14 protein-coding genes are annotated in these 14,123 nt (G+C 68.5%); 7 read left to right on the forward strand and 7 right to left on the reverse strand.

Translation table 11 applies throughout. The features are described 5' to 3' along the window. Window positions 1-63 precede the first annotated feature (63 nt). A complete protein-coding gene (locus DAT35_RS51680; protein WP_108076882.1) occupies window positions 64-960 on the forward strand; it encodes a DMT family transporter in 897 nt (298 codons plus the stop codon). Window positions 961-1,117: 157 nt separating this feature from the next. Next, window positions 1,118-2,668 (forward strand): IMP dehydrogenase, encoded by a 1,551-nt coding sequence (locus DAT35_RS51685; protein WP_108076883.1) that lies wholly within the window; start codon window positions 1,118-1,120, stop codon window positions 2,666-2,668. 81 nt (window positions 2,669-2,749) lie between these two features. Here DAT35_RS51685 and DAT35_RS51690 read toward each other — a convergent pair whose 3' ends face one another. Continuing rightward, on the reverse strand, window positions 2,750-3,964 hold the full coding sequence (locus tag DAT35_RS51690; protein ID WP_108076884.1) for a serine hydrolase: 1,215 nt from the start codon (window positions 3,962-3,964) through the stop codon (window positions 2,750-2,752). A 220-nt stretch (window positions 3,965-4,184) separates the two neighbouring features. Here DAT35_RS51690 and DAT35_RS51695 point away from each other — a divergent pair, with 220 nt between their 5' ends. Then, a complete protein-coding gene (locus tag DAT35_RS51695; protein ID WP_158502233.1) occupies window positions 4,185-4,769 on the forward strand; it encodes a DUF2378 family protein in 585 nt (194 codons plus the stop codon). Window positions 4,770-4,861: 92 nt separating this feature from the next. Next, window positions 4,862-5,491: a DUF2267 domain-containing protein gene (locus tag DAT35_RS51700; protein WP_108076886.1), complete on the forward strand. Its 630-nt coding sequence runs from the start codon at window positions 4,862-4,864 to the stop codon at window positions 5,489-5,491. Window position 5,492: 1 nt separating this feature from the next. Here DAT35_RS51700 and DAT35_RS51705 read toward each other — a convergent pair whose 3' ends face one another. After that, a complete protein-coding gene (locus tag DAT35_RS51705) occupies window positions 5,493-6,425 on the reverse strand; it encodes an efflux RND transporter periplasmic adaptor subunit (protein ID WP_158502234.1) in 933 nt (310 codons plus the stop codon). Between the two features lie 217 nt (window positions 6,426-6,642). Here DAT35_RS51705 and DAT35_RS51710 point away from each other — a divergent pair, with 217 nt between their 5' ends. The 3 genes from DAT35_RS51710 (at window position 6,643) to DAT35_RS51720 (ending at window position 10,287) form a co-directional block, all read left to right on the forward strand. Then, window positions 6,643-7,887 carry a type IV pilus twitching motility protein PilT gene (locus DAT35_RS51710; RefSeq protein WP_158502235.1) on the forward strand — a complete coding sequence of 415 codons (1,245 nt, stop codon included), beginning with the start codon at window positions 6,643-6,645 and terminating at the stop codon, window positions 7,885-7,887. A 128-nt stretch (window positions 7,888-8,015) separates the two neighbouring features. After that, the gene (locus DAT35_RS51715) at window positions 8,016-10,079 is read left to right on the forward strand and encodes a carbon starvation CstA family protein (protein ID WP_108076888.1); all 2,064 of its coding nucleotides are present in this window, start codon (window positions 8,016-8,018) and stop codon (window positions 10,077-10,079) included. A gap of 28 nt (window positions 10,080-10,107) precedes the next feature. Beyond that, window positions 10,108-10,287 carry a YbdD/YjiX family protein gene (locus tag DAT35_RS51720; RefSeq protein ID WP_108076950.1) on the forward strand — a complete coding sequence of 60 codons (180 nt, stop codon included), beginning with the start codon at window positions 10,108-10,110 and terminating at the stop codon, window positions 10,285-10,287. Window positions 10,288-10,365: 78 nt separating this feature from the next. On the opposite strand, the gene DAT35_RS51725 is transcribed toward DAT35_RS51720, so the two are convergent. The 5 genes from DAT35_RS51725 to DAT35_RS51745 form a co-directional block, all read right to left on the reverse strand. Continuing rightward, window positions 10,366-11,205, reverse strand: coding sequence for a hypothetical protein (locus DAT35_RS51725; RefSeq protein ID WP_108076889.1), 840 nt, complete (start codon window positions 11,203-11,205; stop codon window positions 10,366-10,368). Window positions 11,206-11,345: 140 nt separating this feature from the next. After that, window positions 11,346-11,879 (reverse strand): thioredoxin family protein, encoded by a 534-nt coding sequence (locus tag DAT35_RS51730; RefSeq protein WP_108076890.1) that lies wholly within the window; start codon window positions 11,877-11,879, stop codon window positions 11,346-11,348. Next, complete coding sequence (locus DAT35_RS51735) at window positions 11,866-12,606, reverse strand: hypothetical protein (RefSeq protein ID WP_108076891.1); 741 nt, start codon at window positions 12,604-12,606, stop codon at window positions 11,866-11,868. The genes DAT35_RS51730 and DAT35_RS51735 overlap by 14 nt, the downstream gene beginning before the upstream one ends. Next, window positions 12,603-13,601 (reverse strand): ABC transporter ATP-binding protein, encoded by a 999-nt coding sequence (locus tag DAT35_RS51740; protein WP_108076892.1) that lies wholly within the window; start codon window positions 13,599-13,601, stop codon window positions 12,603-12,605. Before DAT35_RS51740 ends, DAT35_RS51735 begins: the two co-directional genes overlap by 4 nt. 56 nt (window positions 13,602-13,657) lie before the next feature. Continuing rightward, entirely contained in the window at window positions 13,658-14,056 is a 399-nt protein-coding gene (locus tag DAT35_RS51745) for a nuclear transport factor 2 family protein (protein WP_108076893.1), read from the reverse strand. Window positions 14,057-14,123: the final 67 nt, after the last annotated feature.

The following is a 14,123-nucleotide window of genomic DNA, read 5'->3' on the forward strand; positions in this document are numbered from 1 at the left end:
TAGAGCCCAGACAACAGCCACATTGATGGCTCGGCTCCTCCATCCCAAGGATCTGGCACCGCCATGAGCTCTCCCGCGCTTGCCCGTACGACCTTTCCCTCCCACGCAGGTGCGTGGCTCACGCCGCTCGAGCTGGGGCTGCTGGCCGCGATCTGGGGCGCGTCCTTCATGTTCATGCGCATCGCCGCCAAGGACTTCGGGGCGCTCCCCCTGGTGGAGATCCGGCTCGCGCTCGGAGCGCTCGTGCTGTTGCCTTTCCTGTGGCGAGCACGCGCGGCCTTCACTCTGAAGTTGTGGCCGAAGCTGGCGCTGATCGGCGCGATCAACTCGGCGGTGCCGTTCGTGCTGTTCGCCTGGGCCGCGCAGCGCGCACCGGCCGGCGTCGGAGCCATCACCAACAGCATGGCGGTGCTGTTCACCGCCCTGGTGGCGTTCCTGTTCTACGGCGAGCGCATCGGCACGCGGCGTGGAGTGGCGCTGTTCGCGGGCTTCGTCGGCGTGGTGGTGCTGGCCAGCGGCAAGGTCGTGGGCGCGAGCATCGGCTGGGCGGTGGTGGCGGGCACGACGGCCGCGTTCCTGTACGGCATCGGCGCGAACATGGTGCGGCGCCATCTCACGGGCCTGCCGGCTGGCGCGGTCGCCGCGGCCACCTTGTCCTGCGGGGCGTTGCTGATGCTGCCGTTCGCAGCCGCCACATGGCCGTCGCATTCCATTCCCGTGGTGTCGTGGCTGTCGGCCTCGGCGCTCGGGGTGATCTGCTCCGGCTTCGCCTACACCGTGTACTACCGGCTGATTCAGCGCATCGGCGCGGCCCGGGCGGTCACCGTCACCTATCTCGTGCCGCTGTTCGCCGTGGCCTGGGCCTGGCTGCTGTTGAGCGAGCCGCTCACGCTCTCCATGTTGATCGCGGGCGCGTTGATTCTGGGCAGCGTGGCGCTGAGCCAGCGGCCCTCCGCGTAGGTGGGAGAAGGCCTTGCGGGCGGTGAGGGGGGAGGCCACTCGGCCGCCGACCGTGGACCGCCCGGCTGCCTGCTGGCACAACCCTCGGGAAGCCCTACGGAATCCAGGGGGCGAAAACAGGATTTGACAATCCGGTGCCGCCGCAATAGCTGCGGCCATGGCACTGATCTACGACGAACCGAGCAGGACCTTCGGCGAGTACCTGCTCATCCCGAACCTGACGACCAAGCAGTGCGTCCCGGCCAATGTGGACCTCGTCGCTCCTGTGGCCCGCTTCAAGGCGGAGCCCGGTGGAGCGCCACTAGACCCGAGGAAGTCTCCGCTCACCGTCAACATCCCCATCACGAGCGCGATGATGCAGTCGGTGTCCGGCGCGGAGCTCGGCATCGCGCTGGCGCGGGTGGGCGGGCTCAGCTTCATCTTCGGCTCGCAGTCCATCGAGTCCGAGGCGGAGATGGTCCGCCAGGTGAAGAACTACAAGGCCGGCTTCGTGGTGAGCGACTCGAACCTGCGCTCCGACGCGAGGCTCCTGGACGCCATCGCCCTCACCGAGCGCACCGGACACTCGACGGTGGCCATCACCGAGGACGGCACGCCCACCGGCAGGTTCCTGGGCATCCTCACCAGCCGAGACTACCGCATCGGACACACGCCGCTCGACACCACCGTGCGCGAGCTGATGACTCCGTTCGAGGCCATTCACGGCGGCCGCGCGGGCATCACGCTCCAGCAGGCCAACGAGCTCATCTGGAAGCACAAGCTCAACTGCCTGCCCATCATCGATGCGCAGCAGCGCCTGGTCCACCTCGTCTTCCGCAAGGACCACGACGCCCACCAGGAGTACCCGCTGGAGAACGTGGACTCGGAGAAGCGGCTCGTCATCGGCGCCGGCATCAACTCCCGCGACTTCTCGGACCGGGTGCCCGCGCTCATGGAGGCGGGCGCGGACGTTTTCTGCATCGACTCGTCCGACGGCTACTCCGAGTGGCAGCGGGACACCATCGAGTTCGTGAAGTCCCGCTATGGGGCTCGCGGCCTGGTGGGTGCTGGCAACGTGGTGGATCGCGAGGGCTTCCTCTACCTGGTGGAGGCCGGAGCGGACTTCGTCAAGGTGGGCATCGGCGGCGGCTCCATCTGCATCACCCGCGAGCAGAAGGGCATTGGCCGCGGCCAGGCCTCGTCCGTCATCGAGGTGGCGCGGGCGCGCGACGAGTACTTCCAGAAGACCGGGCACTACGTGCCCATCTGCTCGGATGGCGGAATCAGCCAGGACTACCACATCACCCTCGCGCTCGCGATGGGGGCGGACTTCGTGATGATGGGCCGCTACTTCGCCCGCTTCGACGAGGCGCCCGGCCGCAAGGTGCGCATCAACAACCAGACCATGAAGGAGTACTGGGGCGAGGGCAGCAGCCGCGCACGCAACTGGCAGCGCTACGACCACGGTGGGGCGAGTGGTGCCGGCAAGAAGCAGCTGGAGTTCGAGGAGGGCGTGGACAGCTACGTGCCGTACGCCGGCAAGCTCAAGGACAACCTGGACGTCACGCTCGCCAAGGTGCGCAGCACGATGTGCAACTGCGGCGCGCTCAACCTCCGCGAGCTCTACCAGCGCGCACGGCTCACGGTGGCCTCGGCCGTGAGCATCCACGAGGGCGGTGTGCACGACGTCATCCTCAGGGACATGCGCAGCGTCCCGCGCGAGGACTGAGCCGCTTCGTGTGTCGCTTCGGGTACGGCACCCCTCCCATGCCTCGGCGGGGGAGGGGGCCGGTTGCCCTGCGCGTCTGCTTCAGTGGGGCGCGAAGGTGGCCATGACGATCCGGTCGGCGATCTCCGGCCGATCCTGGCCCATGTGGGTGGTGTTGACCACGTAGACGATGCGGCGCCGCAGGTCCCGGGTGGCTCCCATTCCGCTGTTGTAGCCGGGCCGGTCGCCGCTCTTGGCCCACAGGACGATGCCGTTGAGGGTGTAGCGCATCAGTCCCGCGCTGTAGTAGGCGCGGCCGCCCGTGGGATCCTGGGGGGTTCCGTTCCACGTGGGCACGTCCGGAACGGTGAACATCTCCTCGAGCTGGGCGGGGGGCAGCAGCTCTCCCCTGAACAGGGCGGTGAGGAAGCGGTCCAGGTCGGCCGTGGTGGAGATCATCTCGGCCGCGGACCATCCGAGGGTCGGGTTGGCCTCGGTGATATCGACGAGCTGGGTCGTTCCATCCGGTTGCACCACGGCTTCGTAGCCACGGGCGTGCGGCCCGGGAATCGTCGTGTCGGTTCCGGGGACGGAGGTGTTCCGCAGGTGCAGGGGACGCAGGATGCGGTCGCGGACCTCCTGCCCGTAGGGGTGTCCGGTAACCTTCTCGATGAGCAGGCCCGCGACGATGTAGCCGATGTTGCCGTACTCCTGCTGGGTGCCTGGATCGAACCTGGGCCCTCGAGAGACGGACAGGGCGACCACCTCGGCCGGCGTCCAGGTGCGGAACCGGTTCTCGAAGAACCACTGGGGATCCTTCGAGTCCAGGGGCGTCTTCGGAATGCCGTGGGTGTGGTTGAGCAGATGCCGGACGGCGATGGGCTTGTAGTCCACGGGCAACAGGCCAGGCAGGTACTCCTGGATGGCCCGGTCGAGATCGACCTTGTGCTCGGCCGCGAGCTGCAGCACGACCGTGGCGGTGAACGTCTTGGTGATGCTGCCAATCCGGAACCGCGCGTCGATGGGCACCCGCGCTCCGGTGTGGATGTCGGCGACCCCGGACGTGCCGAGCCAGTGCCCATCCCTGCCGCTCACTCGCACCAGGGCCGCGGTCGTCTGTTCATCCGGCAGGTTCGCGATGGACTGGCGCAGGGCCTCGCGGTCCAGAGGGGGCAATGACTCCTGACGGACCTCCAGGGCCGTCTGACGGGGGTCCACGCCCGTCGCGGCCGGCTCCTCCGGTCCGCAGCCTCCTCCGGTAAGGCCCACCACCAGCAGCGAAGCGCCCAACCACAATCCTCGATGCAAGACATTCATGTTCCAACTCCCAGGGGGAAGGTTTCAGCGCCGGCACTGGTGGATGGAACACCGTCGCCGTCAGCCGCTGTCACTGGAATGAGGAAGCTGATTTCGTGCGACGCAGTGGGAACCTGGACCTGGAATGGCCCTGCTCTATGCTGGCGCGCTCCCCTCGAGACGGAAGACGGGACAGGCGGGTAGGGAGGACATGAGCACGAGCCGGTGGAACACGATGCCAATGGATTGGGTCAAGGCGCTGGAGCAGATGATGGAGCTGGCGACTTCCGAGGACACCGCGCGTGGGCTGTTCCTCTCCCGCACGCTGGATGCAGTCCGGGAACTCGGCGACGAGCAGTCACTGGCCCGGTGCCAGTCGGTGCTCGGCTCGCAACGGCTGCTGGATTTCGTCAATTACCCCGTCACCCTGCTCGTCCGGTTGACCATTGCCGCGGTGCAGGAGCTGGGGCCCCGGAATGGAGGCGCGGAGCAGGTGCTGCGCATGTTGGGGCAGAAGGCCGCGGTGGGCGTCATGACCTCGTCCGTGGGCTCCGCGATGCACACGCAGGCCGGCGGTGGCAACGAGCACATCGCCTCCAGCATCCAGGCCATCTACAAGGTGATCTCCAATTACGGGGAGCGCTCGGTGGAGTGGGTGGGCCCCGCTCGTGGCCGCCTCACCGTGCGGCGCAGCTTCCTGCCCATGCCGTACCACGAGGGCGCCATGCTGGAGGCCCTCGCGCGGCTGGGTGCTCAGGACGCGCGGGTCCAGGGCCGGGTGCTGGGGCCGCTCGACAGCGAGTACGACTTCTCCTGGAGGACGTGAAACCCGTCCCCGGGGGCTTGCCCGACGGGCTGGCGTGCGCATGCCGGGCGCATGTCTTGCTCCTCGTGAGCAGGTTCTCCAGGAGGACGACCATGACGTACGACGAATTCTTGTCCTATGTCGCCGAGCGCGCCGGGCTGCCTGGTGTGGAGGCGTCGGAGTGTACCATTCGCGCGGTGCTGGAGGTCATCGGCGAGCGGTTGAGCTGGCCCATCATCCAGGCACTGGCGGAGGACCTTCCCGATGCCTTGGCCGTGAGCCTGCGGAGGGTCATTCCGCATCAGGTCTTCAATCTCGCGGAGCTCCATGCGCGCGTCGCGGCCCGGACCCAGGTGCGGCTCGGGCTCGCCGTGGAGCACACGGGCGTCGTCTGCCAGGTCATCGCGGAGGCGGTGTCTGCCGGGACGTTGCACCGGCTGCGCGAGGCCCTGCCCGAGCCGATGAGCGCCCTCTTCGTTCCCCGTGAGCCCGAGGAGCTGCTCGAGCACGTCCACCTCGACCCGAGCCGTCACACGCTCGCCGAGGGCCGGCCGGGAAGTCACCACCCCTTGTCCGAGGCCCGGCCCGAGCGGGCGCACTCGCACTCCGTCATGAGGGCGGACAACCCGCACGAGGACACGAAGCTCTCCAGTGCTTCCGGGTTCACGCAGGAGCGGGAAGGGGAGACGCTCGCGGCCGGGCATCCGGGCTCGAGCCGTCCCCTGAGCGAAGGGGAGGAGTGAGCTACTCCCTCGCCGAGTGCTCCTGCCCGGCCACGGCCGACACCCGCACCACCGTGCCCGCGGGCAACGGAGTGCCCTGCGCCTCCAGTTCGGCAAGGGCGAAGATCATCAGCGAGGCGACATCCACCTCGGGCGCCACCTGCGCCACCCGTCCCCCGAGCACCACGCCTCGTTCCGGCACTTCCACCCGCACCGGGCTTCCCACGGAGAGGTGATGCTCCTGGGCCGCGGGGATCGCGAAGCGCACTTGGGGCGTCCCCCGGTGCAGCAGGTGGACGATGGCCTGTCCCGCCTGCACCAGGGCCCCCGGGTGCGCGAAGCGGCCCGCCACCACCCCGTCGAAGGGGGCGCGCAGGGTGGTCTCCTCCACCTCCTGACGGAGCTGGGCCACCCGGGCCTCCCGCTCGCGCACCTGGCTCCGGGTCATCTCCAGCTTCGCGCTCGCCATGCGGTGCTCGTAGCGCGCCGCGGACAGCTCCTCCTCGGAGATGGCACCGGTGCTCAGCTGGCCCGGCGCTTCCCGCCGCTTCAGCTTCTCTCCGGCCTCCTCCAGGGACAGCTCCGCCATCTGCTGCTCGGCCTTCCGGGAGAGCAGCTCCGCCTCCGCGATGGCGAGCGCCTGCTGGCGCGTCTTCGCGTCCAGTGTGGCCACCACGTCTCCCTTGTGAACCTCCGACCCGACCTGCACGCGGACGCTCTCCACCCGGCCCTCGAATCGCGTGGCCAGGTCCACCGACTCGTCCGAGGTGACGACGCCCAGGAAGCCGCGCTCGGTGGGGCCGGCCCGGAGCCCACTCCGCTCACCCTGCCCAGCGGGGGGCGGTGGCCGTGTGGCCCCGGTCGCCACGAGGGGTTTTTCGCGCAGGGCGGCCAGCCCGCCCACGCAGGCCAGCAGCACCAGGCCGAGACCCGCAACCAACGTTCGTGGCGCCATTCGGGGGGGCACTATACGGGCTCGCGTGCCATCGGGGGGGCCTGTTCGCCCGGTGGGGGCGCTGCCGGGCGGCACCTCGGCCCGGGACAAAGTGTCGTCGCGCTCACGCGTGCCGCGGACATCTGGGCAGCCCTGGGCGCTTCTCGCCCTACGCTGGTCCCTGGCCGGAGCACGGCATGTCGGTTGCTTGATGAGCGCCTGGCAGGAGGGGACACCCGTGGGACTCGAAGCCTTCATCCGACTCGCCCGTGAGCAGGGGGCGAGCGACATCCACCTCGAGGGAGACATGCCCATGGCGCTCCGCGTTCGCGGCGTGCTGAAGCTCGTGGGCGAAGCGGTCCCGGCGGCGACGCTCATCGCCATGGCGCGTGACGTCACCGGCGATGCCGGTTGGTCCGAGTTCATCGAGCGCGGCTCCCATGATGTCTCGCGCACGGTGGAGGGCCAGCGCTGCCGCATCAACATCCTGCGCAGCGCACGCGGTGTGGGTTTCGCCATCCGCCTGCTGTCCTCCGCCCAGGCCACGTTGAAGAAGCTCAACCTCCACCCCGAGCTGCGCCGCCTCGTCGAGTCACCTCATGGGCTCGTCCTGGTGTGTGGACCCACCGGGGTGGGCAAGACGTCCACGCTCGCGGCGCTGCTGCAGGAAATCAATCTCAGCGAGGCCCGGCACATCATCACGGTGGAGAGCCCCATCGAGTACGCGCTGGTGCCACGCCAGTCCTTCATCCGCCAGCGCGAGGTGGGCCGAGACACGCCGTCCTTCGCGCAAGCGCTCGTGGATGCACTTCGGGAGGATCCGGATGTGCTCATGGTGGGGGAGATGCGCGAGCCGGAGGTGATGCGGCTGACGCTGAACGCGGCGGAGACGGGACACCTCGTGCTCGCGACCGTGCACTCCGCGAGCGCCCCCGAGGCGCTCCAGCGTGTGGTGTCCGCCTTTCCCCCGGAGATCCAGGGCGCGGTGTGTGCCCAGCTCGCGGACTGCCTCGTCGGCGTGGTGTGTCAGCGATTGCGCCACCGCCCGGACCTCGGCATCCGCGTGCCCGAGTGCGAGGTCCTCATGGCCAGCACGCCGGTGAAGAGCCTCGTGCGCCAGGGGTTCTTCTTCAAGCTCCCCTCCGCCATCGAGACGGGGGCCGCCGATGGCTCCTGGACGTTCACTCGCTATGCGGAGTGGCTGGGCCGGAAGACGGACTGGCACCTGCCTTCCACTGCGGAGGACGTCCCCGCCGAGCCTCCTCCCACGCCTGTTCCGCAGCTCCGCGTCCCGTCTCCGGCCCATCCCGAGCCGCTCCCACGGCCGCCGCCTCCGTCCAGGCCGAAGCGTGTCGCGCAGGAGTCTGCCCCCTCCCGTCCACCTTCGGCCGAGGACGGCGTCTTCGTCATCCAGGAGGCGGACGACGATCTGTCGGACATCATCCGCGAGCTCGAGCGCGGTGGCTCCGGAACCGAGGAGTAGGGCTGCCCGCACGCGCCGAGGCCCACCCGGCGGTTGCTACCGCTGGAGCACAGGTGGACGCTCTCGGACATTGACCCGGCCCGGCTCCGAGGCGAACGTTGCCGCGATCAGCTCGAGTGGAGGGGTCCATGGGTAGCGTCGTGAGCAAACTGGGATGGGCACTGGTTGCCATTGTCGGTGCGTTCTGTCTGGGAACGGTGGCGCTGCATCGGGGCGAGACCATCAACGCCACCTGGCTGGTGGTGGCATCCGTCTGCGTCTACCTGATCGGCTATCGCTTCTATGGCCGGTTCATCGCCAACAAGGCCTTGCAGCTGGATCCCACCCGAGCGACGCCCGCGCAGCGCCGCAACGATGGCCTGGACTACGTGCCCACCGACAAGTGGGTGCTGTTCGGCCACCACTTCGCCGCCATCGCGGGTGCCGGACCCCTGGTGGGTCCGGTGCTCGCCGCGCAGATGGGTTACCTGCCGGGCACGATGTGGATCCTCTTCGGCGTGGTGCTGGGCGGCGCGGTGCAGGACTTCGTGATCCTGTTCCTGTCCATCCGCCGCGATGGCAAGTCCCTGGGCGACATGGTGCGCATGGAGATGGGGCCGGCCGCCGGAGTGGTGGCGATGATCGGCGTGCTGATGATCATGATGATCATCCTCGCGGTGCTGGCCCTGGTGGTGGTCAAGGCGCTGACCGGCAGCCCCTGGGGCACCTTCACCGTTGCCATGACCATTCCCATCGCGCTGCTGATGGGCCTCTACCTCCGCTACGTCCGTCCAGGGCGCGTGCTCGAGGTGTCCATCATCGGCTTCGTGCTGCTGATGCTGTCGATCGGGATGGGGGGCAAGGTCGCCGACATGCCGGCCCTGGCGCCGCTGTTCACCTATGACAGCCGGGCGCTGGCCTGGATGCTGATCGGCTACGGTTTCTGTGCCTCGGTGCTGCCGGTGTGGCTGCTGCTGGCGCCGCGCGACTACCTGTCCACCTTCCTGAAGATCGGCACCATCCTGGTGCTGGCGGTGGGCATCATCCTGGCCGCGCCGGAGCTGAAGATGCCGGCGGTGACCCGGTTCGTCGATGGCTCCGGCCCGGTGTTCTCCGGCAACCTGTTCCCCTTCCTGTTCATCACCATCGCGTGTGGCGCGGTGTCGGGCTGGCACTCGCTGATTGCCTCGGGCACGACGCCGAAGATGCTGGCCAACGAGCGCGAGGCCCTCATGGTGGGCTACGGCGCGATGTTGATGGAGTCCTTCGTCGCCATCATGGCGCTCATCGCCGCCACGGTGTTGCAGCCGGGGGTGTACTTCGCCATGAACTCTCCGCCGGGGCTGATTGGCACCACCGCCGAGCAGGCGGCTCGGACCATCAGCCAGTGGGGCTTCGTGATCACCCCCGAGATACTCACCCAGACCGCCCGGGAGATCGGCGAGTCGTCCATCCTGTCGCGAGCGGGTGGTGCGCCGACCCTGGCGGTGGGCATGGCGCAGATCCTCCACGGGTTGATGGGCGGAGAGGGGATGATGGCCTTCTGGTACCACTACGCCATCCTGTTCGAGGCGCTGTTCATCCTCACCACGGTGGATGCGGGCACGCGGGTGGGCCGCTTCATGATTCAGGAGCTGGCCGGCCTGGTGTACGCGCCGCTGCGGAAGACCGAGTCCTGGAGCGCCAACCTGATCGCCACGGCCATCTGCGTGGCGGGCTGGGGCTACTTCCTCTATCAGGGCGTGGTGGATCCGCTGGGCGGTATCAACACGCTGTGGCCGTTGTTCGGCATCGCCAACCAGATGCTGGCCGCCATCGCGCTGACGCTGTCCTGCGTGGTGCTCGTGAAGATGAAGCGCGAGCGCTACCTGTGGATTCCCGCGATTCCGACGGTGTGGCTGGTGTGCTGCACGCTGACCGCCGGCTGTCAGAAGGTGTTCGGCAGTGACATCAAGGTCAGCTTCGTCGCCCACGCGCGAGCGTTCGCCGCGGCGGCCGCGGAGGGCAGGGTGCTCGCACCGGCGAAGTCCGTGGAGGACATGCAGCGGGTCATCACCAACGACTACGTGGATGCCTCGCTGACGGTGCTGTTCATGCTGCTGGTCGTGACGACCCTCGTGTTCGGCCTCCGCGCCGCGCTGGCGGCCCGTCGTGCGGCGACGCCCACCGCGCAGGAGTCGCCGTATGTCCCCGTGGCGACGGCGGGCCCGTGAGATGAGCCCCACCCTGAATGACAGGTGGATGAGGCTCTGGCGCCGGGCGGTGCAGACCGCCCGCCTGCTCATCGGCGTGCCCGACTACGACACCTATGTCGAGCACATGCGCCTGCATCACCCGGAGCGGCCCGTGATGAGCTACGAGGAGTTCTTCAACGAGCGCATGCGGGCGCGCTACCGAGGCGGCGGCGGACGCTGCTGCTGAGCGGGAGCACCGGGACCGCCTGGGCCCGGGGGCACCGTGGCTCGCCTGTCGGCCGAGACGGTGCCCCGGTCACGCAACTCAGTCTTCGCCGCCGTCGCTCTCGTAGACCGGGTCGAGCACCGGCACGCTGCCGTGGATGCGGTTCTGTGCCTGGCAATCCTGGACGCACGCCGTGGCCGGCGGGGACGACTCGATCGCGTCCTCGCCGAGCACTCCGCCCATGCGGCCGCCGGACGCGACGCTCCACACCGTCTCGAACTCGTTCTGGGAGAGCTTCGCGGCCACCTGCGGGCTGTCCTTGCCGCGGATGAGGTCCGAGTTCCCGAAGTTCACCTTCCCGGTGTACGGGTTGGTGAAATAGAAGATGCCCGGCGACGCCAGCGTGTGGGTGATGACGACGTCCGCCCCGCTGTTGGTCTCCGGCTCCATCTGGAAGATGCCGCCCTGGGCACAGTCCTTGGCCTGGATCTTCATCTTGAGCGCACTCCCCTGGCGGCGGAACTCCAGGTCGGGAGCGGAGAGCGTCACCTCGAAGTCACCCGCGTCCACCTTCTGCCCGCCCAGGTTCGGCTCCTTGCGCGTGAAGAGCACCGTTCGCACCCCGCCCGTGATGTCCAGGGGGTTGGACGCACCCGTCAGCGTGTAGTTGTAGACCGCGAACGTGGAGACGTTCAGGTCGAACTCGATATAGCGGCCCCGCACGCGCACCAGGCTGTTGGTGGGCAGCGCCGAGCGGGAAATCTTGTAGCCGCTCTTCGCGGACAGCACCTGGCCGCTGGGCAGGGTGATGGTGAATCCTCCATTGGTGCACGCCGCGGAGGTGGCGGCCTGAGCGGAAGTGGGAATGCTCAGCGCGCAGAGCCCCAGGGAGAGCGCAGCGAGGAGCAGGCGGGAACGAAGCGACTGGATGATGGACATGGTTGTGGTCTCAACTGGAATTTGGCGCTAAAGCCGGATTCCAGGTGCTTCACAACTAAGCGGGCGCTTGCCCGAGCGCCAGCCAATATGCGTGTGGGACGTGGGGTGGGGTTTCACCTGAGGTCAATCCCGCGGCCCCCTCACGGAGAGCCTGGACGGCTGAGCGGTGCGGAGCGCCTGCCGCTGGACGGCGTCGGGATGCGGAGGAACTTCAGCGTCTCCGTGTAGCCGTCATAGCTTCGCTTCTGCCTCACGTTCTTTCCGTCCGGAGGCACGACGACGAGGCTGGGGAAGCCGAGGATCTGGTACTTGCGCAGGAGGGCCTGCACCGCGGGGTGGTTCTCGCCCTCCTCCTCCCTGCGGTCCGTCACCCGCACCGGGATGTAGCGCGCGTTGATGTAGCGGGCCGCGGTGGCGTCTTCGAACACCTCGCGATCCATTACCTGGCACGGCATGCACCAGTCGGCGGAGAAGTCATAGAGGATGGGCAGTCCCCGCTCGACGGAGAGGGCCTCGGCTTCCTCCAGGGGAGCCCAGACCACCAGGCTCGCGGGGTTGGAGGGGTGCGCCTTCTCGTAGAGGCCGCTGGCCACGCGGGCTCCGAGCAGCAGGGGGACGGCCACCACCAGCCAGCGGGGCAGCGCGCGGGTGGAGCCGGACTCATCGCGATGCATAGGACACCTCGCGCCGGTTGAAGACGTAGATGGCGAGCAACAAGAGCAGCGAGACGTTGGAGGCGTAGGTGGTGAGCCGGAACCAGGAGATGGGCGTGGCGGCGAACGTCCTGCGGAAGTCCAGCTCGGGCAGGAGCAGCCCCTTGAGGTACTGGCGCGCCGTGAAGGTGAACTCGAGGATGGAGGGGGTCTGTCCGAAGCCGGGCAGCACCTGATCCATCAGGTAATACAGCACGCCCCACAGAACGAGGTTGCCGAAGGCGGGCAGCCGCGAGGAGAAGCACACCAGGGTGGCGGCCATGCCGAAGCACAGCGAGACCCGGCCGAGGGCGTTGTACAGCAGCTCGATCGAGTGAGGGGGCTGGTAGGTGGCGATTTGGATGAGCCCCCACTGCAGCAGCAGATGGAGCAGGGCCCAGAAGGAGGCCACGGTGCCCAGGGCCGCCCAGTGACTGAGCACATACGAGGATCGCCGCATCGGGCGGGTGAGCAGCACGGGCAGCAGACCCTCGGAGACGTCCCGGCCGATGGTGCCCATGCCCAGGCAGAGGGGAATGAGGAAGATGTCCCCGGGCCGCAACAGCAGCGGGGGGGCATTGAACTTCGTGTACAGCAGCATCGACACGTCGACGGACAGCCACGTGAAGACGAGGGCGAGCGGCAGGCCGAGCGTGAGCAGCCGGTGGAAGCTCTGCCGGACGCGGGCCTGGTAGAGAATGAAGCTCATGGGGTCCGGGCTCCGTTCTGCTGGAAGAAGCGCTCCAGCCGCCCTTCCTCGCGGGAGGCACTGGCCACGGGGAGTCCGGCTCGCAGCAGGGCTCCCAGGAGGCGCGAGGCGCCCCAGTCATCCTCCACGGAGAAGCGCAGCGAGTCCTCCGAGGTGTCCAGCAGCGTGGCGCCCGCTTCCCGGGCCACGGAGGCGAGCGTGTCGGGCGGAAGGGGATTGTCGCCGGCCCAGCGCACCACGAGCTCATGGCGGGTGATGGTGGGGTGGGGCGAGCTCAGGTCCTCGATGGCCTCCACGCGGCCGGCGCGGAAGAGGGCCACCCGGTCGCATACGCGCTCGAGCTGCGCCAGGTCATGCGAGTTGATGATGAGGGTGACGCCGCGGGACTTGATGTCGCGCAGCAGGGCGCGCAGGTGCAGCACGCCCTCGGGGTCGATGCCCAGCGTGGGCTCGTCGAGGAAGAGGAAGCGGGGTTGTCCGACGAGCGCCTGGGCCAGGCCGAGCCGCTGGATCATGCCGCGGGAGAACTTGCGCGTGTTGCGGTCCCACACGTCCTTGTCGAGCCCCACCTGGGTGAGGAGGGCCTCCACCTCGTGGGGGCACTCCCGGGAGGGGCGGCCAGCCAGGGCGTGGTGGAAGGCGAGGAACTGCCGCGCGGTGAGCTCCCGGTCGAAGGTGAGCCGCTCGGGGAGATAGCCGGTGGCGCGGCGCACCTCGAGGTGGTCTGGCGGCAGGCCCGCGACGCGCACGGAGCCGGTGTCCGGCCACAGCAGGCCGAGCATGCACCCGAACAGGGTCGTCTTTCCGGCCCCGTTGGGCCCGATGATGCCGAAGCTCTCTCCGGCGCGGATGTGGAGATTCACGTCCGACAGCACGCGCTGGCCCCGGCGGTAGGACTTGCTGACGCCCACCACTTCGACGCCGGACGAGGCGGGGGAGAGGGGCTCCGGGGCGGCGGCGTGCGATTCGGGCCGCGGCGATCTGGCTGTGAACATGGGGCGGCTGGCTTCCTGGCGGGAGGCCAGCCTAACAGCCTTCGTCTGGGCCTTCGCTAGAACGGCTCGAAGCAGTCGTAGTTGTGCTGCTCGATGATGCGGCCGTCCCGGAAGGAGAGGAACACGCCGAACGAGGCCCGCATCGTTCCTCCGATGGGCAGCGAGCCGATCGGCACCTTGAGCGTGGCGCTCCACTCGACCCGGAGCGCCACGTGGTCGCCCTCCGCCACGGTGTGCTTCACCTCGAAGCGCTGGCTGGAGACCACCTTCTGTCCCTTCTCTCCCGACTCGATGAGTCCCCGCAGGTCCCTCGTGACCCCGGAGGGGACGAGCCGGTTGGGGTACTCCCGCTGCATCACCTCGGGGTGGAAGAAGGCGAGCATCGCGTCTCCCGTCTTCCCCTCCTCGAGGGCCCTCAGGTAGCGGCGAGCGGTCTCGAGATTCGTCTGGGACATGGCTTCCTCCTGTCTGATGCACAACCGTGGTTGTGAAATGCAATTTGCACAACCCAGGTTGTGAATG

Origin of the sequence: Vitiosangium sp. GDMCC 1.1324, assembly GCF_003044305.1 — a bacterium.
Classification (GTDB): Bacteria; Myxococcota; Myxococcia; order Myxococcales; family Myxococcaceae; genus Archangium.